The following is a 24,243-nucleotide window of genomic DNA, read 5'->3' as shown; positions in this document are numbered from 1 at the left end:
TTCGGCGCCAGTATCTGGGCCTAGGCCCAGGAGTTGGGATTATGGCGTCTTCCACAGGCGTGGGGTGGCAGCCCCACCGGCGTGCTTGCGTAGCTTGCGATGAGCGAGGAAGAATCCCCGCCCTTTAGGGCTGGGGAGAGCGTCACCCCCCTAGGATACTTGCAGAATGGCCGTCCTGCTCTGGTTTCGCACCGATTTGCGCCTGCTGGATCACCAGCCGCTAACACGGGCATGCCAACAGGGCTCCTTCCTCATTCCCCTCTACTGCCTGGATCCCCGCCACTTTGGCCAAACGGCCTTTGGCTTCGCCAAAACCGGCCCTTTCCGCGCCCAGTTCCTGCTGGAAAGCCTGGCGGATCTGCGGCAGCAGCTCCGAGTCCGCGGCTCCGACCTCGTCATCCGCCAGGGCCAGCCGGAGCAGGTGATCCCGGCCCTGGCGCGGGAGTGGGGGGTGAAGGCTGTCTATGCCCATGCAGAAGTGGGCACGGAGGAGGAGGCGGTAGCCACTGCCCTCCAGGAAGCGCTTCAGAACTTGGGGATCCCGCTGCACCTGGACTGGGGCCACACCCTCTACCACCCCGCCGATCTCCCTTTTGCCCTGGCAGACTTGCCAGAGGTGTTCACCCGCTTTCGCCAGCAGGTGGAAGCCAAGGCCAGCGTCCGCGATCCCTTGCCCATCCCTTCTCTCCCGCCGTTGCCGCCGGGGCTGGATCCCGGCCCTCTGCCCACCCTGGCTGAGCTGGGGCTGAGCTTGCCTCCGCCGGATCCCCGCGCCCGCTTTGTCTACACGGGTGGCAGCAGCGCCGCCCAGGCGCGTTTGCAGACCTATATCTGGGAGCTGGACCGGTTGCGCGTCTACAAAGAAACCCGCAACGGCATGCTGGATCCCAACGACAGCTCGCGCCTTTCTGGCTGGTTGGCGTTAGGCTGCCTCTCCCCCCGCACCGTGTATGCCGAAGTCAAGCGCTACGAGCAGGAGCGGGTGCGCAACGAATCCACCTACTGGTTGGTGTTCGAGCTGCTGTGGCGGGATTACTTTCGCTTCATCTTGGCCAAGCACGGGGCCAAGCTGTTTCGCCCCTCCGGGATCCAGGGGATCCCCATCCCCTGGCAGCAGGACTGGGATCGCTTTCAGGCCTGGTGCCGCGGCGAGACCGGCTACCCCCTGGTGGATGCCAACATGCGGGAGTTGGCGGCCACGGGGTTTATGTCCAACCGCGGGCGGCAGAATGTGGCCAGCTTTCTAACCAAAAACCTGGGGATTGACTGGCGCCTGGGGGCGGAATGGTTTGAGTCGCTGCTCATCGACTATGACGTGGCCAGCAACTATGGCAACTGGAACTACACCGCCGGTGTGGGCAACGACGCCCGCGGCTTGCGCTACTTCCACATTCCCAAGCAGTCCCGCGACTACGATCCCCAAGGCCACTACTTACGCCACTGGCTGCCGGAACTGGCCGGGATCCCGGGGGAGAAGATCCACGAGCCCTATCGCCTCAGCGCCGCTGAGCAAAAGCAGTTTGGCGTGCGGCTAGGGGTAGACTATCCCCGCCCTCTGGTGGATCTGGAAAAGTCCCTGCAGGCCAATCGGCGGGCTTACGAAGCGGCCTTGGCCCGCCACCGGCGCCGCTAGCTAGGGGGATCCCCTGGAAACGGGAGTAGCGGGCGGGGGGAGGAGGCGGCTAAGACGGCGCAAGCCGGGTAAACCGCTATCTGCCACTACCACGCTGCCATCCGGCAAAATGAGCAGATGGCCGGGCTGCTGGAAGCGGGCCGAGGAGGCGGGGCCATCCTGCCAGCCTGGCTCCTCCCCTCCGGCCAAGGTGGAGACTTGTCCATTGGGCTGCAGCCGCCGAATGCGCTGGTTATCTCGGTCGGCCAGCCAGAGGCTCCCCGACCCATCGAAGGCCAGCCCTGCAAGGGTTTGAAAACGGGCTTGCGCCAAGGGGCCATCGCGGTAGCCCGCTTCTGGGCTGGAGAGGGTGGTCAGTTCTCCGTCGGCAGAGAGCCGGCGCAGGCGATGCCGGTCAGCGATCCAGAGATTCCCTTCCCTGTCCACCGCCAGGGCCGTGGGCTGCAGGAGCTGGGCCTGCTCTGCCGGACCATCAGCGGATCCCGGCTGTCCGGTGCCAGCCACTGTGGTCACCTCGCCGGCGGGGGTGATGCGGCGGATGCGGCGGTCGGCACGGTCGGCCACATAAAGGCTGCCCTCTAGACCCAAGGCCAGGCCAAAGGGCTCGCGAAACTGCGCCTGGTCGCGCTCCCCATCACGGTAGCCGGCTACACAAGTGCCGGCAAAGGTGGTTACCTGCCGCTGAGGGCTGATGTGGCGTAGGCAGTGGTTGCCGCTGTCGGCCACCCACACTCCCCCTTTGGGATCCCAGAGCAGCCCTTGGGGGGAGTCGAACTGGGCCTGATTAGCCGCTCCATCCCGATAGCCGGCCTTGCCGCTGCCGGCCCAAACCTCCAGTTCCCCTTCGGGAGAAAGGCGAAAAATCCGGTGCTGGGCCGGGTCGGCCAAGTAAAAGAACCCTTCTGGATCAACAGCAATGCCGCCAATCTGTTTGAGAGGGATCTCGGCCTCGCCGCCGCTATCAGAGACGCTGTTTCTAGGAAGGACTGCCGAGGCAGTGCGGCCATTCAGCAAGGTCTCCACCTGCCAGGCTGAGGCTGCCGCCGCAGTAGGGGTGGGTGAGGGGGTAGGGGCTGGCCACTCGTAAACCAAGGTTCCCAACCCTTGCCCCGCCGCATCGGCAACGGCCACCCAAACGGTTCCGGAAAGGGAGGCCGGCGGCATCACCGTCAGGCGGTCGCTGCTGCGGGAGCGGATCTCCCCTCTCAAGCTGCGCTCAGGATTGACGGCTGAAGCAAACAAAACCGTTTCCACCCGCTCCAGGTTTTCTCCTAACAGCAGCAGGGGCTGGCCGGGCGCCGGCACCCCCGACCCCGTATGCAGCAGCGGCACCTCTACCTCGGCGAGGACCAGCATGGCCAGGCGGCGATTGGTCCCGCCAGAAGCTCCAGAGCGGTCAGAAAGGGTCAGGGATCCCTTCCCTTGGGCCAAGGTGGTGGATCCCCGGTAGGCGACGGCGCTCAGCTCCGCTTCGCCCGCGGGCGGGTTGGTAAAGGTGAAGGTGGCCGGCTGCCCTGAGCGCAGGGGTGCGGTGGCGGTTTGGCGATAGCTGCCTAGGGTAATGCTGAGGTCGATCCCTTCCACCCCCGGCCAGGTGGCGGTGCGGGCCAGCCAGCGCTCCACCTCGGAGGCTGGCAGCTGGGCCACCAGATCGGATCCCTGTTCCTGGAGCAGCAAAACGATGCGGTTGCTGGGCAGCGCCAGACCCGCTTGGCGGGCCTGTTCGAGCGTGAGGGCAAAGGCGGAGGGGGCGAGGGGAGTTGGAGTGGAAAGCGGTTGCAGGGCAGAAGGGGGAACGACGCTGGGAGACAAATTAGAAGAAGAAAGCTCGCCGCAGGCCGAAAGGGCCAGCACCAGGGCACTCAGCGCCGGCAAGGATAGCGGTGCAGGGGAAACCCGTCGTGGCATGATGCAGCTTATCCTCTCCCCCAAACTGGGAAATGGCGGGAACCCAAACCTCCATGCCTGTCTTCCTCAGCGTACGAGCCGGCGAAAACTGCCCAACACCTTCCCTGCTGCAGGAGCCAGCCCAGCCAATGCCTCAGGCCCTGAACTGCATTTCTATTCATAACCAACTGCCCTCACCCACAGGTGAGTTACACTCCTCACTCTTTACATCCTTACTCAAATCCCCGCCGAAAAGCCAGATGGCAGTTGGGTGCTTGCCAAGTTGTGTCTGCGTTTGTCTGCTCAAGTGTCCAGATCGAGATCCCACCCTCTTCGAGCAGAAGCGTCTGGCAGGGTGAGCGACGGTCGTTAGACTTATAGCTCTGGGATCGGCCAGTCCCGCGGATAAATCAAATAGACAGTACCCCCGGAGTGTGCCAACCACAAAGACTCCAGCTGGTCGCGGCGGTAGGTGCGGCGAACTTCTGCGTGGGTCGGGGCCGCCGGGTCGTGGAGGATGGGATCCCCTTGGCTATCGAACCCCACCAGGACTGCCAGATGGCCGTTGCTGCGGGGGAGCGGCGCCCCCTCCAGCTCGCCCTCACCCCAGGCATAGCTGAGGATTACCGGCACTCCCGCCGCAATCCAGGCTTCTGCTTGGGCCAGGCTCTGCAGCCGCGCCACCAGGCCGGCCAACCCTCGCTCGGCGGCATAAGCCACATTGAAGGCCCAGTTGCCGTGGCCCTGGTAAACCCGGTCGTATACCCCGGCCACCGCGGCGCGCACCAACGGCTCACAGGGGCGGGGATCCCGCTGCCAGTAGGCCATCACCATGGCCAAAGCGGTGGGGCTGCACCAAGCTGCTCCCCCGTCGGCGTAGACCATCTGGGAACACAAGGGCAGATCCAAGACCTGGCCCCAGCGGCTGGGATCCCCAGGGGGGAGGTGGCTGGGCTGGACCGGCTGGTTGGAAAAGGCAACCGCCACCTGATCCACAAGGGGGGAACGGCCTGGCTCTTGCGTGAACAGGCGCACCCTGACCTGAAAAGCCTCTGCCCCCCTTTGGGTATCCTTGAGCACCAACAAATCCGTGTTGAGGTTGCCGTCCTCGTCGGCCTGCCCGCCCACGGAGTGGCTGGCCAAGGTGGCCGGATCGGCGGCCCACACCCCGGCGTGGTACCACTTCGTCCAGCGCCCCGCAAGCTTGGCCCGGATCCCCACTTCCAGCCAGGTGCCGGGGGGCGTGGTGGCATTCCAGGAGACGATCGCTTCCACCAGAGGAAAGCCGGCGGGAACCTCCGGGCTGACGGCTTCTCCCACCCAATAGCGGCCGGGGGGATAAAAAGGCCGGCCCTGAAACGCCGACTCAGGCCCTTCAAGGCTGACTGCTTGGCGCCAGCCCTCTGGATCCAGAACCAATTGCCCTTGGGCATTCAGCCGGATCCCGCGGGCTAGCCAGTCCTGAAAGCCTTGGGGGGCCTGCCAGCGCTGCAATCCGGTGCGATAGGTAACATGGGCCTGGACTTGCATTGTCAGGAGTCCTGGGGAAGTGGGAGCCGGCTGGGCCAACGCCGGCAGAAGCAGTACAGTCACGCCAGCCAGCCTAAGCAGACCTTGCCAACCGCTCCGGCCTTTTGCAACCCCCATGCTCTGCTTGCCCCCACTAGTAGCGCGACACCGCCGGATGCCCCTTAATGTACCAGCGCCAGGGGAGCTCCACGCCGCGGGTAATACCGATGCGGGTGGTCTGGACAATGGTCCATTGGGCTGGCCCAGAGGGGGATCCCTCTAGCCAAATGCCTTCCTGACCGGCTGGCACCGGATCCAGCCGCCAGCCGTTGTGGGATCCATCGATGCGCAGCGCCTGGCAGAGCAGGCCCGGCCCCGCCGCCACCCGCGCCGGTTTCTGTCGTTTGTTAGCCGGGATCCACTCCGGCAGGCAATCCAACTGGGCTGCCCGGATCAGCACTGCTGACGGGATCCCTTCCGCCTCGGTGACGATGTTCAGACAGTGGTAGAGGCCGTAGATGCGATAGATGTAGAGATGGCCCGGCGGCCCAAACATCACCTGGTTGCGGCGAGTCTTGCGGCGATAGGCGTGGCAGGCCGGATCCCCGGCGGTGTAGGCTTCTGTCTCCACGATCTGGGCCCGCACCTGCAGCCCATCGGCAAATTGCCGCACCAGCACCATGCCCAGCAAAGCAGGCGCCACCAGCGGCGCCGGCTGGCTTAACCAGTCCCTGGGATCCACAGCAGGCTCGGCAGCCCTCAGCCGCCGGCAACAGCAGGGACGATGCTCACCTCATCCCCATCCTGAAGAGGCGTGTCGGATCCCTGAAGGAAGCGAATATCTTCGCTATTGACATAGAGATTAACAAAGCGGCGCAATTCCCCCTTTTCATCGCACAGCCGCGCCTTGATGCCTGGATAGCTTTGCTCCAAGGCCTCCAGCAGCTCCCGAATGGTGGATCCCTCGCAACTGACCACCTCCTGATCCCGGGTGAGCGCCCGCAACGTGGTGGGAATTAACACCTTGACCGCCATAAGTCCAATGCTTTGTCCATTGACCAACATTAGAAGACTAGGGTAGCAGCACCCCATCGCTGCCGTGAATCACGCCGTAAGTTCACGCCGGCCCCTTCGACCCGGATGCTGCCATTGGATGGATCCAGCGGCAGCCCTGCCAAGGGGGTAGGGAGGATCCCGCTTGGCCGGCTGCAACCACGTCTCCCCAGGGCCCGGCAGCAATTGCCCAAAGGCCAGATTGGAAGGGGCAAAGGCGAAGAGGCATGGTGCAGAGCTCTTGAGCACTTGGGTTTGGGAGGGGGATCCCCCTCGCTTTAAACCGAGGCCTCCTGCCAGTCCAGCCGCTCCAGCGTACGGGCCCGCTCCAGCGCCTGTTCAAAGCTCTCCAGCTTGGGCGAGATCAGCAGCGGATGGCCCACCTGCGCCTGCACCGCCTCCTGGGTCTTCAAGCCGTTGCCGGTAATGTAGGCAACCGTAACCGCCTCGGGATCGAGCTGTCCGGCTTCGGCCAGGTGTTTGAGCACGGCAATGGTGGTGCCGCCGGCGGTCTCGGTGAAGATGCCTTCAGTCTCGGCCAGGAGCTTGATGCCAGCGATAATCTCAGGATCCGTAGCCGTCGCGATCTGGCCGCCGGTCTTGCGGGCAATCTCCAGGGCGTAGATGCCGTCGGCAGGGTTGCCGATGGCAATGGACTTGGCGATGGTATTGGGCTTAACAGGAGTAACAAAATCCCGTCCTTCGCGAAAGGCCTGGGCAATGGGTGCACAGCCCTGGGCCTGGGCGCCATGGAAGGTAACCGGCTTCTCCGCCACCAGCCCCACCTTCACAAACTCCTGGAAACCTTTGTAAATCTTGGTGTACAGGGATCCGGACGCCAGCGGGATCACCACCTGATCCGGCAGTTGCCACCCCAGTTGCTCCACCACTTCGTAAGCCAGGGTTTTCGAGCCTTCTGCGTAGTAGGGGCGCAGGTTGATGTTGACAAAGCCCCAGCCGTAGCGATCGGCCACCTCGGCGCAGAGGCGATTGACCTGGTCGTAGTTGCCCTCCACCGCCATGACGATGGGGTTGTAGATGAGGGATCCCAGCACCTTACCCGCTTCTAAGTCCGCCGGGATGAAGATGACACAATCCAAGCCGGCGTGGGCGGCAATGGCGGCGGTGGAGTTGGCCAGATTGCCCGTGCTGGCGCAGGAAACGGTGGTAAAGCCCAGCTCCTTGGCGCGGGTTAGGGCCACCGACACCACCCGATCCTTAAAGCTGAGGGTGGGCATGTTGACGGCGTCATTTTTGATGTAGAGGTTTTTCAACCCCAACCGCCGGCCCAGCCGCTCCGCCTTCACCAGAGGCGTCATGCCGGTGCCCACATCGATGGGCCGCTCCGAAACCACCGGCAGAAAAGGCCGATAGCGCCAGATGGACAGCGGCCCGGCCTGGATGCTCTGCCGACTGACGGTGCCCTTGAGCCAGTCGTAGTCGTAGACCACTTCCAGGGGGCCAAAACACAGGTCGCACACGTGCTTAGCCACCGGCTCGTACTCAGCCCCACATTCGCGGCAGCGCAAGCGGCTGAAGCCCACCTGGGGGTTGCGCAGGGCAGGAGCCGCCGGGGCAGCGGCAGGCACGAGCGGGCGTTGGGAAAGGGTTTGCGTCATAGGGAGCCTCAGGCAGGAGAAAGGGCTGGATCTTGTTTACCCATCGTCGGGGGCCATCTTATCACCCCCGATCTATCCCGTCAACCAAATCCGACTAAAATAGTCTGGATTAGATTCGACTGGGGAGAGCGGGATCCTGGCCGGTTTGGGCAACCTCGGGGCGGCAAACTGGTGGGGGTCTGGCCAAGGAGCCTTTTCCTCTTGCCGAGATGTGGGGATAGCCCTCTATCCATCGCTAGACTGGAGAAACAAGCTGTAACAACCCAATTGGGATAGGGGATCCCGGTAGCCAGCAAGGGGCAATCCGATGCTCAAAGTTGGACGAGACAACGTGGATTTTCTCGACCACTACGATGTGATCGTGGTGGGTGGGGGGCATTCCGGCTGTGAAGCGGCCTTGGCGGCAGCACGCTTGGGCTGCAATACCTTGATGCTGACGTTGAACCTGGACAAGATTGCCTGGCAGCCCTGTAACCCCGCCGTGGGCGGCCCGGCCAAGTCGCAACTGGTGCACGAAATCGACGCCCTTGGCGGCGAGATGGGCAAGGTTACCGACCGCACCTATTTACAGAAGCGGATCCTCAACCGCTCGCGGGGGCCGGCGGTGTGGGCCTTGCGGGCGCAAACCGACAAACGCGAGTACGCGCGGGTGATGCGCTCGGTGGTGGAAAACCAACCCAACCTGACCCTTCGCGAGGGCACCGTCACCGACCTGGTGCTGGGGCGCAACGATGAGGTGGTGGGCGTGGTTACCCACTTTGGCAGTGTCTTCGGCTGTCGGGCGGTGATCCTGACCACGGGCACGTTTCTGGGGGGGCGCATCTGGATTGGCCGCCACTGGCAACCTGCCGGCAGGGCGGGGGAATTTGCCGTCGAAGGCCTGACCGACACCCTGCGCCAACTGGGCTTTGAGACGGGCCGGCTGAAAACCGGCACCCCTGCCCGTGTGGATCGCCGCAGCGTCGATTTTTCCGTGATGGAGCGGCAACCAGGGGATCCCGACGTGCGCTGGTTTAGCTTCGACCCGGAGGTGTGGGTGCCGCGGGAGCAGATGGACTGCTACCTCACCCGCACCACGCCGGAGACCCATCGCATCATCCGCGAAAATCTCCACGAGACCCCGGTCTACGGCGGTTGGGTGGAGGCTAAGGGGCCCCGCTACTGCCCCAGCATCGAAGACAAGATCGTCCGTTTCGCCGACAAGGAAAGCCATCAAATTTTCATCGAGCCGGAAGGGCGGGATCTGCCGGAGCTCTACATCCAGGGGTTCTCGACGGGGATGCCGGAGAAAATCCAGATCCAGATGTTGCGCTCCTTGCCTGGCCTGGAGCGGTGCGTGATGCTGCGGCCTGCCTACGCCGTGGAATACGACTATCTGCCGGCTACCCAGCTCTACCCCACCCTAATGACCAAAAAAGTGCAGGGGCTGTTCTGCGCCGGCCAAATTAACGGCACCACCGGCTACGAGGAGGCGGCAGCCCAGGGGCTCATAGCCGGGATCAATGCCGCCCGCCTGGTGCAGGGCAAGCCGCTGGTGACGCTGCCGCGCGAGTCCAGCTACATCGGCACCCTCATCGACGACCTCTGCACCAAAGAGCTGCGGGAGCCCTACCGCATGCTCACCAGCCGCTCCGAATACCGTCTTATCCTGCGCGCCGATAATGCCGACCAACGCCTCACCCCCCTGGGGCGGGAATGGGGCCTCATCGACGACCGCCGCTGGTCTCTTTTCCAGGCCAAGCAAGCCCGCATTGCCGCCGAGATCGAGCGCCTGGAAACCCAGCGGGTTAAGGCCCACGACCCCGCCGGGATCCACCTCAGCCAATTGACCGGCCAGGGGATCAAAGGATCCGCCACGCTGGCCGAGATCCTGCGCCGCAACCCGATCCACTACGCCGACCTGCTGGAGCTGGGCTTGGGCAATGAGGAGCTGGATCCCTTTGAGCAGGAGGCAGCAGAAATTGCCGTCAAATACAGCGGCTACATCCAGCGGCAGCAGAACCAAATTGAGCAGGTGAGCAAGCAGTACCACCGCCCCCTGCCCCCCGATCTGGACTACCACTCCATCCCCACCCTCTCCAAAGAGTCGCGGGAGAAACTGGCGGCCGTCCGACCCCTGACGGTGGGCCAGGCCGCTCGCATTGGCGGCGTCAACCCCGCCGACATCAACGCCCTGCTCATCTACCTCGAGGTGCGGCAACGTCAGAGGGCAACGGCAGAACCCGTTAGCACCTCGCGGTAATCTCTGCCCCCCTTGCCGTAGAGGGCAGGGATCTCTTCCAGGGGCAGGCGCGAAGCTACGCCCAGATCCAGGGGTGAGATCTCTCCCCGCAGCCAGTGGCAGAGGCCGGCTGCCCCGATCATGGCGGCGTTGTCGGTACAGAGGGCAACAGGCGGGATGATCACCCGCAGGCCCTTGGGTCGGCCCGCTTCCAGCAGGCGAGCTCGCAGCTCCCGGTTGGCGGCCACCCCCCCTGTAACCAGCAGGGTCGAGAGGCCCAGCGCCTCGGCACAGGCCACCGCTTTTTCGGTCAGCCCGCGGGTGAGGCAGGCCTGGAAGCTGGCAGCAATATCGGCCACGGGCAGTTCCCGGCCTTCCTGCTGCAACTGTTGCACCAGGCGCAGCACCGCCGTCTTCAAGCCGCTGAAGCTGGTGTCGTAGGGGTGATCCAGCTTGCCCGCGGGCAGGGGGAAGCGGTTGGGATCCCCTTGTTGCGCCCAGCGGTCGATCTGGGGCCCGCCGGGGTAGCCCAGCCCCAACAGCCGCGCCACCTTGTCAAAGGCTTCGCCGGCAGCATCGTCACGGGTGCGGCCCATCGTCTGGTACTCCCCATAGTCCTTCATCCAGATCAAGCTGGTGTGGCCCCCTGAAACCAAAAGGCAGAGGCAGGGAGGGCGCAAATCGGCGGTGGCCAAAAAGCCGCTGAACAGGTGGCCCTCCAGATGGTGCACCCCGATCCAAGGTTTGTTGTAGAGCAAGGCTAAGGTCTTGGCCGCCATCAGCCCCACCAGCAGGGATCCCACCAGACCCGGCGCACAGGTGACGGCAACGGCATCCACCTCGGCCACGCCCAGCCCGGCCTGCTGCAGGGCCGATTCCAGCACAAAGGGCAGAGTTTCCACGTGGCGGCGGGAGGCCACCTCCGGCACCACGCCCCCATAGGCCGCATGAAGGTCAATCTGGCTAGCCACCACAGAGCTAAGCTGCCGCGGGGCAAAGGCTGGCCAGCTCGGCTCCGCCTCCACCACCGCCACAGCCGTTTCGTCGCAACTGGTTTCGATAGCGAGGACGCGGGCCATGGGAGAGCAAGTGGGGGAAAAGGGTTGGGAACGCTTCAGGATCCTTAAGAATTGTGTGAGCTAAAACTCAGGATCCATCGAGGTGAGGCGCTCGGGAGTATGATACTAACCGTTTAGTGCCCGTTTCTGCACTTAGCATTCCTGCACATTTAGACAGACCTAGACCCCTAGCTCAAGGACACATCCTGCTATGCGAACCCTTTTGAGTCTCCTGTTGGCCCTTTGCCTGGCGCTTGGCCTCGCCCAGGCTGTGCAGGCAGAGCCCTTGATCGGTCTGAAGCCTTGCAGCGAAGTTCCCGCTTTTCAGGCCCTCATGAACGAACGCCTGAGCAGCCTCGAAGAGAAGATCCTCAACGCCAGCCCTTCCCTAGCTCCCCTTTACCAGCAAAAGTTGGCCCAAACCACGAAGCGCTTTGAACGCTACAGCAAGCTGCTCTGTGGCGAGGAAGGCTTGCCCCACCTGGTTACCGATGGCCGCTGGAGCCATGCGGGCGAGTTTCTCATCCCTGGCCTGCTTTTCCTCTACATCGCTGGCTGGCTGGGCTGGGCTGGGCGCTCCTACCTGATTGCTGTCCGGAATAGCGACGAGCCGGAGATGAAAGAAAGCATCATCGACGTCCCCCTGGCACTGCGCTGTTTCCTCACGGCTTTAGCCTGGCCTGCCGCTGCTTTCAAGGAAATTGCCAGCGGCGAAATTCAGGAGCCGGAAGAGGCCGTGCCCATCTCTCCTCGCTGAAGAAGGAGCTTCTCCTCTGCTTTTGGCTTAGCTTGACCTATCCGACTTGAGAGGTATGTATGGCTGATTTCACCAAGTTTCTTACCACGGCTCCGGTGGCCTTTATCTTGTTTTCCAGCTTCGTTTTTGCCCTGTTCATTGAGATCAACCGCTTCTTCCCCGACATTTTGACGTTCTGAACCCCCAAGCCAGGGATCCCTAGCGTCGGCAACAACACCCACAGGGATCCCTGGTCTTTTAAACTAGACTTTTTGGAATTTGAGATTTTTCTAACCCTTTTTGCACTGGAACCAGAGTTGCCGACATGGTTGAACCCACTGCCGATACCGTTTCCCCCAATAGGGGATATATCGCCGTTCCGGAAGGGGATCCGCAGATTGGCGATTTCTGGACGCCAATCAACCATGCTCCTGCCGTCCGCCTTTTCCTAGATTGGCTGCCCATTAACCGGCCGAGAGTAAGCCCTGTTTGGCGGGGTTTGGAAATTGGCATGGCCCACGGCTATTGGTTAGTGGGACCTTTTGCCAAGCTGGGGCCGCTGCGCGGCGAGCCCATCGGCCTGCTGAGCGGTTTCCTGGGAGCCTGTGGCCTGATCTTGATCATGACGGCAGCTCTCTCTCTCTACGGCACCGTCTCCCCGCAGCGCAACAACGGGCCAGTGCAGGGATCCCAATCCTGGAGCGAGCTGGCCGCCGGCTTTTTGATAGGGGGCATGGGCGGGGCAATTGTCGCCTATCTGCTTTTGCTCAATGGAGATCTGTTATTCCCCAATTTCGGCTAAGCGGTTTCCTCTCTAGTCCATCCCCTCATCTACGACGTCTTTGAGGGCCTCTTCCGGGCAGCAGGAAGACTGGCAAAAGGCAGGAAGCTTGCCCTAGCATAGACTGAACCAGCCAGTGGAGTCTCGAATTTGCTATGAACCGACGGCAGCGGTTCTAGGCAGTGCTCCAAATAGTTGTTGTAAGCTGTCGTGAGCGATCTACTGTCCGATCCCACCTCTGCAAGTTTCTCTTTGGCTGAGATCCGTCGCCTGTCACCTGCAGCCCTGGCCTACCTAGGGGATGCTATTTACGAACTGCACGTGCGACGGCAGCAGTTGTTTCCTCCCACCCGGCCAGAGCTTTACCATCGGCAGGTGGTGAGGCGGGTACGCGGATCTGCTCAGGCCAGATTGCTGTTGGCGCTTTTGCCCTATCTCAGCTCTGAAGAGCGGGAGATCGTCCGCTGGGGCCGCAACGGCTGCGGTCGTCCACCCCGGCACTTGCCCTTGGCCGACTACCAAAATGCCAGCGGCCTGGAAACCATCTTGGGCTACCTCTACCTCACCGATCCCGAGCGGCTACGCCACATTCTCGCTCTCACCGATGTTTTGGCCGAGACGATAGGCGAGGGGGAAGGTTAGGATCAGCTTTTACTCTGCACCCTTCTCCGCCCATGCCCAAGCCTTCCCAGCGCAAACCTCCTGTACGGCTGTCTCGCCGGGACAAGCTGCAGCGGCGAGGGGCGGGGCAGCCCGTTGGCAAGCGCGAGCGGCCTAAACGCCGCGATGGCAGCCTTCTTCCCCATCCCAAGCCGGCGGCGCAAGAGCCGCCCGTAAAGCCGCTTCGTCGCAAGGCTGAGCAGGAACGCCCCCAGTCGGATCCCAGCCTTCCTGTTGCTAGTCCAGAGGAAGAGGCGCTTCAGGTTAACTGGGATCCCGAAGCCGAACCTGAACAAGAGATCATCTACGGTCGCCAAACCGTGTTGGCCGCGCTGAGAAGCCAGGCCACCCTTAACCGAGTGTGGGTACTGCCGCGGTTGCGCTACAGCCCGCAATTTTTGTCTTTGTTGGAAGAAGCCAAAGCACGGGGTACCGTCATCGATGAGGTGTCTCCCCAGCGGCTAAACCTTCTCACCGCCGGAGCCAACCATCAGGGGATCGCCGCCCAGGCCACCCCTTACCGCTACGTGGATCTGGAAGAGCTGGTGGAACAGAGCCGGCAGTCCGGCCCCCATCCGGTGCTGGTGGTGCTAGACGGGATCCAGGATCCCCACAACCTGGGGGCCATTGCCCGCAGCGTGGAGGCGTTTGGCATGCAGGGGATGGTGATCCCACAGCGGCGGGCGGCAGGCGTCACGGCGACAGTGATGAAGGTGGCAGCGGGGGCCCTCTCTACCCTGCCGGTGGCGCGGGTGGTGAACTTAAACCGCGCCCTGGAATATCTTAAAGAACAGGGGTTTTGGGTCTATGGCACCACCAGCCAGGGGGCTGTCCCTGTCTATAGCGCCGACTTTCGCCGACCCGTTGCCTTGGTAATTGGATCCGAAGGGGAAGGCATCAGCCTACTCACCCAGCGCCACTGCGACCAACTGCTGTCGATTCCCTTGCCAGGCCGCACCGAGAGCTTAAATGCCTCGGTGGCAGCAGGCATCGCCCTTTATGAGATCCACCGGCAGCGCTCCCCCCACCAGCTCAAACGCACCGAGGTCGAAACATTTCTCAACAAATCCTCAACGAAGGCAGTAGAATCTAGGTGATTGCAAAAGATCCTGAGTCATCCTTTGCGCTTAATAGGGGGGATGGATCCCGTGGGCAACCCTTTGGTCTGGCTGTTGGATAAGCTGCGTGGCTTAACGGTCTGGGTTGAGATCACCACCGACGACTGCACCTACTACTACGGCCCCTTCGCCAGCGAGAAAGAAGCGGAAGCGCACAAAAGCCACTACATCGCCGACCTAAAGGCGGAGGGGGCTGAGAAGATCGAGGCTCGGATAAAGAAAATGCGCCAGCCGCAGACGCTGACGGTGGTTCACACCCCTTCACAGGTGGGTTCTTGAGGTTCGCTATGGTTTACCAGATCACTGTCCATCATCGGGGCCAGACCTACCAGTTTCCTGCCGCGGCGGATCAGACGGTTTTACAGGCAGCTCTCGAGCACGGCCTGGAGCTACCTTCCTCTTGCCAGGCGGGAGTCTGCACCACCTGTGCGGGGCGGCTAAAGTCGGGATCCGTAGCCCAGGCTGACGCAATGGGGATCGGGCCGGAACTCAAGGCTCAGGGCTTTGTTCTGCTGTGCGTAGCCTACCCTACCTCCGACTTGGAGGTGGAAACGGATCAAGAGGAGGAGGTTTACCGCTTGCAGTTTGGCTCCTAGCCCTGGTCTAGCATCGAGTATCTCCAAGCTGTGAAGCTCCATTTTCTGCGTCTAGCTTTGCCCCTAAGTTTGCCGCTTTCTGCGTCTCAACTGGAGGGATCCCTTCTCCAACAAGTGGCCCAAGAGCTGGGGCAGCCAGCCCGCCTCCTGCGCTGGAGTCTGACGGCGGTGGAGGGGGAGAGGGTTTGGGTGGAGGTGGTGGCTACCACGGACGAGGCGAGTTGGGTTTAGGCTATAGAAATGGCTAGCGGTACCCCCGGCAGTTGCCATGTCTGTCTCCAAACCTGAAGCGGCCCCAGCTCCAACTTTGGCCGAGCAGCGTCCCCCTGTGGCCCTCACCATCGCCGGCTCCGATAGCGGCGGCGGAGCAGGCATTCAAGCGGATCTGCGCACCTTTGCCTTCCAGCGCGTTCACGGCACTTCCGCCCTTACCTGCGTAACTGCCCAGAATACCCTGGGGGTTAAGCGAGTGGATCCCCTACCCCCGGAGGCGGTGGCTGCCCAGATTGAGGCGGTAGTGGAAGACATTGGGGTGCAAGGGATCAAAACCGGCATGTTGCTCAATGCCGAGATTGTGCGGGAGGTGGCCCGCCAGGTGGAACGCTGGGCGCTGCAGCCGCTGGTAGTGGATCCGGTGATGGTCTCCCGCACGGGGGCCAAGCTGCTGGCGGAGGATGCCATCCAGGCCATCCGCGAGCGGCTGATCCCTCTGGCTCAGGTCGTTACCCCCAACCGCTACGAGGCTCAGATTTTGGCAGGGATGGAGCTGCAGTTGCTGGCGGATATGGAGGAAGCGGCCCGCCGCATCCACGCCCTGGGCTGTAAGGCTGTACTCGTCAAGGGGGGAGGTATGCCAGGGGAACTGCAGGGGGTGGATGTGTGGTTTGACGGCGAGCGGCTGGAGGTCCTCAAAAGCGAGCGCATCCCCACCCGTCACACCCACGGCACCGGCTGCACCCTCTCGGCAGCCATTGCGGCGCAACTGGCTTGGGGAAAGGATCCCCTGACGGCAACACTGGCGGCCAAGGCCTATGTTACCGACGCCCTGCGGCATCCTCTGGCCATCGGCGCAGGACAAGGGCCGGTAGGGCACTTCTACCCGCTGCTGCAGTCCTAGCCCTTCCCAGAAAGCAAGCTTGGTGGCACGGGCTCACCCTGCTAGGGGAGGGTTGGCTAGAGCAGTTCCCGCACGTCCACCACTTTGCCGCTTACTGCCGCTGCCGCCACCATGGCCGGACTCATCAGCAGGGTGCGTCCCGTGGGGGATCCCTGACGGCCCTTGAAGTTGCGGTTGGAAGAAGAAGCGCTTATTTGCCGGCCTACCAGGCGGTCTGGGTTCATGGCCAAGCACATGGAGCAGCCGGGATCCCGCCACTCAAACCCTGCCACCTCAAAGATCTCGCGCAGGCCCTCGCGTTCTGCCTCCTGCTTGACCCGCTCCGAGCCAGGCACGACAAACGCCTTCACTCCAGGTGCTACCCGCCGTCCTTTGGCAATCTTGGCCGCCTCCCGCAAGTCACTCAAGCGGCCATTGGTGCAACTGCCAATGAAGCAGACATCCACTGGCGTGCCCACAATGGGATCCCCAGGCCGCAAACCCATGTAGGCATAGGCTTCCCTAGCCAGCTCCCGCTCGCTTTCTGGCAGCTCCTCGGGAGCAGGGATCCGCTCGTCCACCCCAATACCCTGGCCGGGGGTAATCCCCCAAGTTACCGTGGGGGCAATCTCAGAGGCCTGAAACACCACCACGTCGTCATAGACAGCGTCGGCGTCGCTGGCTAAGCTTTTCCACCAGGCCACTGCCTCCTCCCAGTCGGATCCCTGAGGAGCAAACTCCCGTCCCTTTAGGTACTCAAAAGTTACCGCATCGGGATTAACGTAGCCGCAGCGGGCTCCCCCTTCGATGGACATGTTGCAGAGGGTCATGCGCTCCTCCATGCTCATTGCCTCGATGGTGCTGCCGCCGTACTCGTAGGCGTAGCCCACCCCGCCTTTGACCCCCAGCTTGCGGATGATGTGCAGGATAACATCCTTGGCGTAAACTCCTGGCCCCAGGCTGCCCTGGACCTCGATACGGCGCACCTTGAGCTTAGACAGGGCCAAGGTTTGGGTGGCCAGCACGTCCCGCACCTGGCTGGTGCCAATACCAAAGGCAATCGCCCCAAAGGCGCCGTGGGTAGAAGTATGGCTATCGCCGCAGGCAATGGTCATCCCCGGCTGCGTCAGCCCTTGTTCCGGCGCAATTACATGCACGATCCCCTGCCGACCGGAGCCGCTGTTGTAAAAGCGGATGCCGTATTGGCGACAGTTGCGCTCCAGCTCCTGGATCATCTCCTCTGCCAAGGGATCCGCAAAGGGCCGCGTCCGGTTGTCCGTGGGAATGATGTGATCCACTGTAGCCACGGTGCGCTCTGGAAAGAGAACCGGCAGATGGCGCTCCCGCAGCATGGCAAAAGCCTGGGGACTGGTCACCTCGTGGATGAGGTGCAGGCCGATAAACAACTGCGTCTGCCCCGAGGGCAAAACCCGCACCGTATGGGCGTCCCAGACCTTGTCAAAAAGCGTTCTTTCGCTCATCTTCCTCTCTAGCCCGCGGCCAAGCCGATCTTTCTTAATTTCTCTTAATTCTAAGGTTTGCCAAGGCAGGGGCGGCCAGGGCCCTTTTCCCAGCCAAGCTAGCTGGCACCTCTAGGGGGGTCAAGCGGCTGGGGATCCGGCTCGAGCAAAATGCCGGTGGGAGCAGATTGGGTTACCCAGAAATCCACCTCCGGAAAGTGGCGACGCAGGCTGTCGCGGGCTTGGGCGGCCAATTCCAGGCTGGGCATGATCCCAAGCACCGTCGGCCCCGAGCCCGACATCAAGGCCCCCCATGCCCCTGCCTCAAGCAAGGCCTGGCGCAATTTTCCCACAATGGCGTACTCCGCCAAAACCGGCTGTTCCAGATCGTTGCGCAAACTGCGGGCCAAGGCCAGCAGATCCCGCTGCTCCAGAGCAGCCAGCACCTGGGGCAAGCTCGGCAAGGAGGACGCGACAGAAGGTAAGGAAGCGGCAGTGCGAGTGCGAAAGGCCTGATAGGCCCAGGCGGTGGAAACCCCTAGATGCCGGGGCTTGGCCAAGAGCAGGGGGATCCCTTCCCAGTCGGCCAGGGGCTGTAAAACTTCTCCCCGCCCCGTGGCTAGCTGCGTCCCTCCCTGTACGCAGAAGGGAATATCGGATCCCAGACGCGCCGCCAACTGCTGGAGTTCTCCTACCGTTAGGCCCAAGCCCCAGAGCTGGTTGAGTCCCACCAAAACTGCCGCCGCATCCGCTGAGCCGCCCGCCAAGCCCGCTGCTACTGGGATCTGTTTTTCCAGCTGGATCTCCACTCCCAGATCGGCCTGACATTCCTTTTGCAGCAGCTCAGCCGCTTGGTAGGCTAGGTTACGGCCATCTGCCGGCACCTCCGGGTGGCTGCAGATTAGGTGGATGCCGTGGGCACGGCGCTGGAGACGCACGCGATCCGCCAAAGCAATGCTCTGCAGGATCATAGCCACCTCGGAATAGCCATCGGGGCGGGATCCGAGGATTTCCAGGTAAAGATTGATCTTGGCGCGGGCAATCAGGGTACAGGCTTGCATGGGGTGAGAACGGGGTTGGCAATGCATCTCCACTCCCCTCAGCCTGTCCAGACCAACGCAAACACAGACCTAATCTGGGGAGCCCTTTCAGCCCGATTCTAAGGCAAGGGATCTGGGTAGAACCCTGGGGCTAGCTACTTTTTGCTGCAGCTATTCCAGAACTGATAAAGTTTTGGCACCCTCTGCCTCACCACTGCCCCATGAGCAAGCCCAAAGTTGGGATCCTCTACAACGACGCCAAGCCCGCCGCCAAGCGCAGCAGCGAAACCTTGGCCCGCTGGTTTCAAGAACAGGGCTGGGAGGTCTGTGTTGCCCCCAACTGGGGCGGCATTCTCGGCTACGCCAAGCCCAGTAGTCCCGTCTGCCTGACGAAGGTGGACAGCTTGGCCCCCGCCGGCTTTGACGAAAGCATGAAGTTTGCCGTGGTGCTGGGGGGAGATGGCACTGTTTTGGCAGCAGCCCGGCAACTGGCCCCCAAAGGGATCCCTTTGCTGGCCGTGAACACTGGCCACTTGGGCTTTCTGACGGAGACCTACCTCAGCCACCTAGAAGAGGCAGCCAAGGCAGCCATTGCCGGCGAGTACATCCTAGATCGCCGCAGCATGCTGCTGGTGCAGGCCTACCGCGGCCATGAGTTGCGCTGGGAGGTGCTCAGCCTCAATGAAATGGTGCTGCACCGCGAGCCCTTGACCAGCATGTGCCACTTTGAAGTAACCATTGGGGAGCACTCACCTTTGGATGTAGCTGCCGACGGCATCATTTTAGCCACCCCCACTGGCTCGACGGCCTATGCCCTTTCGGCGGGAGGGCCTGTCATCACTCCCAGTCTGCCGGTGTTGCAGTTGATCCCTATCTGTCCCCACTCAATGGCCTCACGGGCTCTGGTTTTTCCCGATTCGGAAGAGGTGTGGATCAGCCCCGCCAGCCCCCAACCGCTGGTTTTGGTAGCCGACGGCAATGCCGGCTGCTACATCCTGGCAGAAGACCAAATCCGCGTTGTCCGCGCCCCCTACTGGACAGATTTGATTCGCCTCCGCCGACCGGAGTTCTTCCGCGTCATGCGCGAGAAGTTGGGCTGGGGCCTAACTTATGCTTCTAAGCCTACCTCGGTAGAGCTGCCCTAGCCGGAGAACTTAGGAGTCCTGCACAAGTTGTTGGTCTTGGGAGGCCGTTGGATGGAGGCGCTGCCGAAGACCCGCTTGCCGGTGCCCGCATCCCCTAAAAACTTGCTGTTGACGCCGCCAAAGCAATCCACAAAACCCAAGGGGCGACGCTGTGGGTAGTCTAGCAAAGGGATCCGCCTAGGGATGGATAGTTCCGTCAGGGAGGATGGCCCCCCTCAAGTCGACAAATCGATCCCAGCCGGGACTTAGTTTTGCGCCCGTTAGGTTTGCTCCTTTGAGAGAAACGTTCAGCAAGTCTGCCTCCCGCAGGTCTGCCCCGCTCAGGTCGGCTCCTTCCAGGTTTGCCCCCCTCAGGTCTGCTGCCCTTAAGTCAGCCCCGCTGAGGTTTTTCACATCAGCCTGGCCGTTAACAATCTCCCAGACCAGCCGCCACTTGGGATCCATCTGCGTCTCGGCAGAGACTAGGGATCCCTCTAGACTGACCCGGCTCAAGTCGGCCCCGCTCAAGTTGGCTCCGCTGAGATCAGCCTGGCTCAGGTCAGCCCCGCTCAAGTTGGCTCCGTTGAGGTTGGCTGCTCTCAAGTTAGCCTGCTTCAAATTGGCCCCCCTCAGGTTGGCTCCGCTGAGGTTGGCCCCACTGAGGTCTAATCCTCTCAGATAGGTCTGGGCCAAGCTGGCCTCGCTTAGATCGACCCCTCGCAGATATGTTTCGTTTAGGTTAGCTCCGCTCAGGTTGGATCCTCTCAGACATGCCTGACGTATCCGGCTCAGGTTAACCCCCGTCAAGTTGGCTTGCCTGAGGTTGACCCCCTCCAGGTTAGCTTCACTCAGATCGGCTTCGGTTAAGTTGGCGTTGTCCAGGTTCGCTCCCCTTAAGTAGGCTCGGCTTAGGTTTGCGGAGCGCAAATCGGCCCCCTCTAAGTCGGCCTCGCCTAGGTATGCTGCACTCAGGTTTGCGCGGCTTAGCTTGGCCCTGCTCAGGCGTGCTGCTTTCAAGTTTGCCCGGCTTAGGTTGGCCCCCTCTAGGTATACCTCGCTCAGGTTAGCCCAGCTCAGATCAGCTCGGCTCAGGTCAGCCTGGTACAGATAGGCTGCTCCCCCCCTCTCTCCTTTCCCTAGGTCGGCTCCCCTCAAGTCTGCCCCACTTAAGTCAGGCCTATCTAGACTGGCTCCCCTCAGGTCAGCCCAGCGGAAGTCTCGCTCTCCGGCTCTGTATCTGGCTTGGATATCTTCGACTTTACGGAGAGGAAGCGGATGCGCTTTTGCTACCTGCACAAGCTCCGGATCCGCTGACTCCAGCAGTGTTTTCCAGGCTGCAAATTGAACTTTCCAAGCCAAACCTTTTTGCATGACGGTTTGGATAACAAGTTGAACCCCTTTTTCGCCATATTGGAGCGCTTCCTCAATCGCTCGGATTCGCACTTCCAGATCGGGACTGGCTAGGTCTTGCTCAATAGCCACCAAGCCTCCCATGACCGGATCGGAGCCGGCCAATTGCTGCCCACCCAGAACGGGATCAAAGTTTTCCGCCACCGCTTGCCTCCCTGGTTTAGCCAGTACTTGGCGCTGAGAGAAAAGTTAGGAGTGAACTTGCCCATCAGGAAGGATGGTGCCTGTTAGGTCTTTGAACCATCCCCACCCAAAACTCAGTTTTGCGTCCCTCAGGTTTGCTCCTCTCAGATCCGTGCCGTCCAGGTTTGCTCCCCTTAGCTCGGCCCCGCTCAGGTTGGCCCAGCTCAGGTTGGCTTGCCACAGCTTGGCCTCACTCAGGTCGGCCCAGCTTAGGTCAGCCTCGCTTAGGTCAGCCTCGCTCAGGTCAGCCTCGCTCAGGTCAGCCTCGCTCAGGTCAGCCTCGCTCAGGTCAGCCTCGCTCAGGTTGGCCCTGCCCAGGTTGGCCCTGCTCAGGTTGGCCCTGCCCAGGTTGGCCCTGCTCAGGTTGGCCCAGCTCAGGTTGGCTTGCCACAGCTTGGCCTCGCTCAGGTTGGCTCGCCACAGGTTGGCCCTGCTCAGGTCGGCCCCGCTCAGGTTGGCCCCGCTCAGGTTGGCTCCACTCAGGTCGGCCCCGCTCAGGTTCTTGACATTCGCCTGACCGTTGACAATTTCCCAGACCAGCCGCCACTTGGGATCCATCTGCGTCTCGGCAGAGAGCAGGGATCCCCTCAACCTGGCCCAGAACAAGTTGGATCCCTGAAGATTCACTCCCCTCAGGTCAGCCCTGCTCAGGTCGGCCCCGCTCAGGTTGGCTCCACTCAGGTCAGCCCTGCTCAGGTTGGCCTCGCTCAGGTTGGCTCGCCACAGGTTGGCCCTGCTCAGGTCGGCCCCGCTCAGGTTGGCCCCGCTCAGGTCCGCCCCGCTCAGGTTGGCTCCACTTAGGTTGGCCCCACTCAGCTTGGCCAAGCTCAGGTCAGCCCTGCTTAGCTTGGCCCAGCGGAAATCTCGCTCTCCCGCTTCATACCTTGCTTGGACATCTCCAAGCTGTCGGAGGGGAAGGCGATGGGACTTTGCCACCTGCACGTGCTGCGGATCCTCCGCTTCCAGCAGCGTCTCCCAAGCCGCAAACTGCACCTCCCAGTTGGGATCATTTTGCAGGGCGTGGATAACAAGCTCGGCCCCTCTGGATCCGTACTTCAGAGCACCCTTGATTGCTTGGATTCTCACCTTGGGATCCGGACTGTCTAGGGCTTGCTCAACGGCTACCAAGCCTCCCATGACCGGATCGGAGCCGGCCAATTGCTGCCCGCCCAGAACAGGATCAAAGTTTTCCGCCATCCCTAACCTCAAGTTAACCTTCCAACTACCTGCTGCTGCATAAGCCATAGGCCCGGTCAGTTTTGGCAATTACTTCAGCTCGGTAAGCTTCCAGCCCCCAAATGGACCACCAAAATCAGGGATCCCGTAGCCCAAAGCAGCCGCTGTCTGTTGGATCCCTGGGGAGCTAATGGTTTTGGTAGGGCTGCTACATCCCGCCAGAAGACCGGGACTGAGAAGTTAGGAGGGGGAAAACGAAGAGGGGCTGTCGACTTCGATGGGGCCCAGCCCTCTTTTTTGCACCAGCGTTCGCAGCTCCTGCACAAGCTGTTGGTCTTGGGAGGCTGTGCGCGCCCCGGACTCGGCAGCCCATGCCTTTAAGTCCTGAATCTGGTCGCGGGCGATGGCGGCCAGAGGAACAGTTTGGCGAATGGCGCTAAGGATGTCCTCCTGGGTAAACTCGCGGGGTGGATCCTGGTTGAAGGCCATGTGCATGGCATCGTAGATGGTCTGTTCAATTTCTGCCCCGCTGAAATCTTCGCTGGCCATGGCCAGCTCAGGGTAGGAGAAATCCCGCAAGCGGTTGGGCCGCAGCCGCTGGATGTGGACTTGGAAGATCTCCTCCCGCTCCCGCTGGTTGGGCAAATTGACAAAGAAAATCTCATCAAACCGGCCTTTGCGCAGCAACTCAGCCGGCAAGATGCGGACATTATTGGCGGTGGCAACAATAAAAACGGGTTTGGTTTTTTCCTGCATCCAGGTAATTAGGCTGCCGAAGACCCGCTTGCTGGTGCCCGAATCTCCTGAAAACTCGCTGTTGACGCCGCCAAAGGCCTTATCCAACTCATCAATCCACAAAACACAGGGGGCCATAGCTTCGGCAATTTGGATCATCTGGCGCACGCGGCTTTCACTTTCGCCGACGATCCCGCCGAAGAGTCGCCCCACATCCAGCCGGAGCAAGGGCATGCGCCACTCGCGGGCTATGGTTTTGGCACAGAGGGACTTGCCGGTACCCTGAATCCCGGCCAGCAAAATGCCCTTGGGGCTGGGCAAGCCATAGTCGCGGGCCTGGGCACTAAAGCTGTTGCGGCGCTGGCGAATCCAGGCTTTGAGGTTTTCCAGGCCGCCGACATTTTGCAGGGTCTCGGAGGGGTTGTAAAACTCCAGGATTTCCGTCTGGCGGATGTATTGCTTTTTCTCTTCCAGAACCAGGTCAATATCGCCCTCGCTGACCTTGCCTTTGGCGGCTAGGGCGCGGGCCAGGATCCGCTCAATGCGCTGCCGGGTCAGCCCTTGACAGGCTCGAACCAGTTGTTCCCGCGCTGGGCCGCTTAGCTCCAGTTGACGGGCAGGGATCGCGCGGGTAACGATCCGCTCAATTTCGTCGATGCTGGGCAGGGGAAAATCATAGACTACAATTTCCTCGCGCAGCTCGGCAGGGACAACGGCTTCTTGGCCCAGGAGGATGATGGACTTGCGGCTGTGGCGGCCCTCTCTGGCCAAGGTTTTTAGGTAGCGGATAACGGGATAGTTATCTGAGCGTTCTGGATTTCTCAGGGTAGGGTTTAGATCCTTGAGAACACAAATAACCGCCTCGTCCTCTTTGATAGCGCCGATGCGGCCCAGAGCAGGCATCAATTGACCTTTGTTTTGGCCGTTGTCTGACCAGCCAGAGACGATATCCCAGATTAGGAGTTTGCGCTTGGGTTTGAGAGAATCGGCCAGAACTTGTAGCAGCTCCTCTGCTGGGGCTTCTTCGGGAGTAACCAGGTAGATCAAAGGGTAGCGAGCGCGAACCACCAAGTCCAGCAGCGTGAGAATGTCTTGGTGATTGCTGGCAAAGGCGAGATCTAAGGAACTCATGGATCTAGCTGCTAGCT

At 61.8% G+C, this 24,243-nt stretch carries 23 protein-coding genes and 3 pseudogenes; 13 read left to right on the top strand and 13 right to left on the bottom strand.

The genetic code is table 11. The annotated features are described in order from the left end of the window. Positions 1 to 166: 166 nt before the first annotated feature. Positions 167 to 1,633: a DASH family cryptochrome gene (locus NW845_RS04035; RefSeq protein ID WP_414376968.1), complete on the top strand. Its 1,467-nt coding sequence runs from the start codon at positions 167 to 169 to the stop codon at positions 1,631 to 1,633. Here the strand turns inward: NW845_RS04035 and NW845_RS04030 are convergent, their stop codons facing one another. The 5 genes from NW845_RS04030 to thrC all read right to left on the bottom strand — a co-directional run bounded on the left by NW845_RS04030 (position 1,634) and on the right by thrC (position 7,701). Next, a complete protein-coding gene (locus tag NW845_RS04030; RefSeq protein ID WP_414376966.1) occupies positions 1,634 to 3,541 on the bottom strand; it encodes a hypothetical protein in 1,908 nt (635 codons plus the stop codon). It lies immediately after the preceding gene. A gap of 354 nt (positions 3,542 to 3,895) precedes the next feature. After that, entirely contained in the window at positions 3,896 to 5,113 is a 1,218-nt protein-coding gene (locus NW845_RS04025; RefSeq protein ID WP_414376964.1) for a peptidase C39 family protein, read from the bottom strand. A 70-nt stretch (positions 5,114 to 5,183) separates the two neighbouring features. Next, complete coding sequence (locus NW845_RS04020) at positions 5,184 to 5,771, bottom strand: DNA-3-methyladenine glycosylase (protein WP_414376962.1); 588 nt, start codon at positions 5,769 to 5,771, stop codon at positions 5,184 to 5,186. A gap of 17 nt (positions 5,772 to 5,788) precedes the next feature. Then, positions 5,789 to 6,064: a ubiquitin-like small modifier protein 1 gene (locus NW845_RS04015; protein WP_414362426.1), complete on the bottom strand. Its 276-nt coding sequence runs from the start codon at positions 6,062 to 6,064 to the stop codon at positions 5,789 to 5,791. Between the two features lie 296 nt (positions 6,065 to 6,360). Then, complete coding sequence (gene thrC / locus NW845_RS04010) at positions 6,361 to 7,701, bottom strand: threonine synthase (RefSeq protein ID WP_414376960.1); 1,341 nt, start codon at positions 7,699 to 7,701, stop codon at positions 6,361 to 6,363. A 307-nt stretch (positions 7,702 to 8,008) separates the two neighbouring features. Here thrC and mnmG point away from each other — a divergent pair, with 307 nt between their 5' ends. Next, positions 8,009 to 9,943, top strand: a complete 1,935-nt coding sequence (gene mnmG, locus NW845_RS04005) for a tRNA uridine-5-carboxymethylaminomethyl(34) synthesis enzyme MnmG (RefSeq protein ID WP_414376959.1) — start codon at positions 8,009 to 8,011, stop codon at positions 9,941 to 9,943. Here mnmG and tsaD read toward each other — a convergent pair. After that, positions 9,904 to 11,001: a tRNA (adenosine(37)-N6)-threonylcarbamoyltransferase complex transferase subunit TsaD gene (gene tsaD / locus NW845_RS04000; protein ID WP_414376957.1), complete on the bottom strand. Its 1,098-nt coding sequence runs from the start codon at positions 10,999 to 11,001 to the stop codon at positions 9,904 to 9,906. The genes mnmG and tsaD overlap by 40 nt on opposite strands. A gap of 190 nt (positions 11,002 to 11,191) precedes the next feature. Here tsaD and NW845_RS03995 point away from each other — a divergent pair, with 190 nt between their 5' ends. The 9 genes from NW845_RS03995 (at position 11,192) to thiD (ending at position 15,988) form a co-directional block, all read left to right on the top strand. Beyond that, positions 11,192 to 11,737: a Photosystem I reaction center subunit III gene (locus tag NW845_RS03995; protein WP_414364715.1), complete on the top strand. Its 546-nt coding sequence runs from the start codon at positions 11,192 to 11,194 to the stop codon at positions 11,735 to 11,737. 59 nt (positions 11,738 to 11,796) lie between these two features. Continuing rightward, entirely contained in the window at positions 11,797 to 11,916 is a 120-nt protein-coding gene (locus NW845_RS03990) for a photosystem I reaction center subunit IX (RefSeq protein ID WP_011434365.1), read from the top strand. Positions 11,917 to 12,041: 125 nt separating this feature from the next. Continuing rightward, entirely contained in the window at positions 12,042 to 12,518 is a 477-nt protein-coding gene (locus tag NW845_RS03985) for a photosystem I reaction center protein subunit XI (protein ID WP_414364713.1), read from the top strand. A gap of 189 nt (positions 12,519 to 12,707) precedes the next feature. Continuing rightward, complete coding sequence (locus NW845_RS03980) at positions 12,708 to 13,139, top strand: ribonuclease III domain-containing protein (protein ID WP_414364711.1); 432 nt, start codon at positions 12,708 to 12,710, stop codon at positions 13,137 to 13,139. 32 nt (positions 13,140 to 13,171) lie between these two features. Next, entirely contained in the window at positions 13,172 to 14,254 is a 1,083-nt protein-coding gene (rlmB, locus tag NW845_RS03975; RefSeq protein ID WP_414376955.1) for a 23S rRNA (guanosine(2251)-2'-O)-methyltransferase RlmB, read from the top strand. Between the two features lie 42 nt (positions 14,255 to 14,296). Beyond that, positions 14,297 to 14,554 carry a DUF1816 domain-containing protein gene (locus NW845_RS03970; protein WP_414364707.1) on the top strand — a complete coding sequence of 86 codons (258 nt, stop codon included), beginning with the start codon at positions 14,297 to 14,299 and terminating at the stop codon, positions 14,552 to 14,554. An 8-nt stretch (positions 14,555 to 14,562) separates the two neighbouring features. After that, positions 14,563 to 14,871, top strand: coding sequence for a 2Fe-2S iron-sulfur cluster-binding protein (locus NW845_RS03965; RefSeq protein ID WP_414364706.1), 309 nt, complete (start codon positions 14,563 to 14,565; stop codon positions 14,869 to 14,871). A gap of 30 nt (positions 14,872 to 14,901) precedes the next feature. Beyond that, positions 14,902 to 15,102, top strand: a complete 201-nt coding sequence (locus tag NW845_RS03960; RefSeq protein WP_414376953.1) for a hypothetical protein — start codon at positions 14,902 to 14,904, stop codon at positions 15,100 to 15,102. Positions 15,103 to 15,139: 37 nt separating this feature from the next. Next, positions 15,140 to 15,988: a bifunctional hydroxymethylpyrimidine kinase/phosphomethylpyrimidine kinase gene (thiD, locus tag NW845_RS03955; protein ID WP_414364702.1), complete on the top strand. Its 849-nt coding sequence runs from the start codon at positions 15,140 to 15,142 to the stop codon at positions 15,986 to 15,988. A gap of 56 nt (positions 15,989 to 16,044) precedes the next feature. Here thiD and leuC read toward each other — a convergent pair whose 3' ends face one another. Together leuC and ispE are read right to left on the bottom strand one after the other, a co-directional pair. After that, entirely contained in the window at positions 16,045 to 17,448 is a 1,404-nt protein-coding gene (gene leuC / locus NW845_RS03950; RefSeq protein WP_414364700.1) for a 3-isopropylmalate dehydratase large subunit, read from the bottom strand. Between the two features lie 98 nt (positions 17,449 to 17,546). After that, complete coding sequence (ispE, locus tag NW845_RS03945; protein WP_414376951.1) at positions 17,547 to 18,515, bottom strand: 4-(cytidine 5'-diphospho)-2-C-methyl-D-erythritol kinase; 969 nt, start codon at positions 18,513 to 18,515, stop codon at positions 17,547 to 17,549. A 173-nt stretch (positions 18,516 to 18,688) separates the two neighbouring features. On the opposite strand from ispE, the gene NW845_RS03940 reads away from it, so the two are divergent. Further along, the gene (locus NW845_RS03940) at positions 18,689 to 19,612 is read left to right on the top strand and encodes an NAD(+) kinase (RefSeq protein WP_414376949.1); all 924 of its coding nucleotides are present in this window, start codon (positions 18,689 to 18,691) and stop codon (positions 19,610 to 19,612) included. On the opposite strand, the gene NW845_RS03935 is transcribed toward NW845_RS03940, so the two are convergent. The 3 genes and pseudogenes from NW845_RS03935 to NW845_RS03925 all read right to left on the bottom strand — a co-directional run. Next, entirely contained in the window at positions 19,609 to 19,779 is a 171-nt protein-coding gene (locus NW845_RS03935; protein WP_414362442.1) for a hypothetical protein, read from the bottom strand. The two genes, NW845_RS03940 and NW845_RS03935, sit on opposite strands and share 4 nt — an antisense overlap. Positions 19,780 to 19,789: 10 nt before the next feature. After that, on the bottom strand, positions 19,790 to 21,145 hold the full coding sequence (locus tag NW845_RS03930) for a pentapeptide repeat-containing protein (protein WP_414376947.1): 1,356 nt from the start codon (positions 21,143 to 21,145) through the stop codon (positions 19,790 to 19,792). Positions 21,146 to 21,190: 45 nt separating this feature from the next. Then, a pseudogene (locus NW845_RS03925) lies at positions 21,191 to 21,346 on the bottom strand (pentapeptide repeat-containing protein); the annotation flags it as partial. Between NW845_RS03925 and NW845_RS03920 the strand changes: the two are divergent. Beyond that, positions 21,297 to 21,434: pseudogene (locus NW845_RS03920) on the top strand (hypothetical protein); the annotation flags it as partial. The pseudogenes NW845_RS03925 and NW845_RS03920 overlap by 50 nt on opposite strands. Here the strand turns inward: NW845_RS03920 and NW845_RS03915 are convergent. Together NW845_RS03915 and NW845_RS03910 are read right to left on the bottom strand one after the other, a co-directional pair. Continuing rightward, positions 21,371 to 22,321, bottom strand: a pseudogene (locus tag NW845_RS03915) (pentapeptide repeat-containing protein); the annotation flags it as partial. The pseudogenes NW845_RS03920 and NW845_RS03915 overlap by 64 nt on opposite strands. A gap of 279 nt (positions 22,322 to 22,600) precedes the next feature. Next, positions 22,601 to 24,226: an AAA family ATPase gene (locus NW845_RS03910; RefSeq protein WP_414376946.1), complete on the bottom strand. Its 1,626-nt coding sequence runs from the start codon at positions 24,224 to 24,226 to the stop codon at positions 22,601 to 22,603. Positions 24,227 to 24,243: the final 17 nt, after the last annotated feature.

The sequence above is a fragment of the Synechococcus sp. H60.2 genome, assembly GCF_047462315.1.
In the GTDB taxonomy this organism is placed as follows: Bacteria; Cyanobacteriota; Cyanobacteriia; order Thermostichales; family Thermostichaceae; genus Thermostichus.
This window is presented reverse-complemented; position numbering and strand designations above follow the sequence as displayed.

What these genes read in the sequence shown, in the direction of transcription:
- NW845_RS04035 (WP_414376968.1), top strand. Translation starts at nt 167, where the DNA reads ATGGCCGTCCTGCTCTGGTTTCGCACCGATTTGCGCCTGCTGGATCAC.
- NW845_RS04030 (WP_414376966.1), bottom strand. Translation starts at nt 3,541, where the DNA reads ATGCCACGACGGGTTTCCCCTGCACCGCTATCCTTGCCGGCGCTGAGT.
- NW845_RS04015 (WP_414362426.1), bottom strand. Translation starts at nt 6,064, where the DNA reads ATGGCGGTCAAGGTGTTAATTCCCACCACGTTGCGGGCGCTCACCCGG.
- thrC (WP_414376960.1), bottom strand. Translation starts at nt 7,701, where the DNA reads ATGACGCAAACCCTTTCCCAACGCCCGCTCGTGCCTGCCGCTGCCCCG.
- mnmG (WP_414376959.1), top strand. Translation starts at nt 8,009, where the DNA reads ATGCTCAAAGTTGGACGAGACAACGTGGATTTTCTCGACCACTACGAT.
- tsaD (WP_414376957.1), bottom strand. Translation starts at nt 11,001, where the DNA reads ATGGCCCGCGTCCTCGCTATCGAAACCAGTTGCGACGAAACGGCTGTG.
- NW845_RS03995 (WP_414364715.1), top strand. Translation starts at nt 11,192, where the DNA reads ATGCGAACCCTTTTGAGTCTCCTGTTGGCCCTTTGCCTGGCGCTTGGC.
- NW845_RS03990 (WP_011434365.1), top strand. Translation starts at nt 11,797, where the DNA reads ATGGCTGATTTCACCAAGTTTCTTACCACGGCTCCGGTGGCCTTTATC.
- NW845_RS03985 (WP_414364713.1), top strand. Translation starts at nt 12,042, where the DNA reads ATGGTTGAACCCACTGCCGATACCGTTTCCCCCAATAGGGGATATATC.
- rlmB (WP_414376955.1), top strand. Translation starts at nt 13,172, where the DNA reads ATGCCCAAGCCTTCCCAGCGCAAACCTCCTGTACGGCTGTCTCGCCGG.
- NW845_RS03970 (WP_414364707.1), top strand. Translation starts at nt 14,297, where the DNA reads ATGGATCCCGTGGGCAACCCTTTGGTCTGGCTGTTGGATAAGCTGCGT.
- NW845_RS03965 (WP_414364706.1), top strand. Translation starts at nt 14,563, where the DNA reads ATGGTTTACCAGATCACTGTCCATCATCGGGGCCAGACCTACCAGTTT.
- thiD (WP_414364702.1), top strand. Translation starts at nt 15,140, where the DNA reads ATGTCTGTCTCCAAACCTGAAGCGGCCCCAGCTCCAACTTTGGCCGAG.
- leuC (WP_414364700.1), bottom strand. Translation starts at nt 17,448, where the DNA reads ATGAGCGAAAGAACGCTTTTTGACAAGGTCTGGGACGCCCATACGGTG.
- ispE (WP_414376951.1), bottom strand. Translation starts at nt 18,515, where the DNA reads ATGCATTGCCAACCCCGTTCTCACCCCATGCAAGCCTGTACCCTGATT.
- NW845_RS03940 (WP_414376949.1), top strand. Translation starts at nt 18,689, where the DNA reads ATGAGCAAGCCCAAAGTTGGGATCCTCTACAACGACGCCAAGCCCGCC.
- NW845_RS03910 (WP_414376946.1), bottom strand. Translation starts at nt 24,226, where the DNA reads ATGAGTTCCTTAGATCTCGCCTTTGCCAGCAATCACCAAGACATTCTC.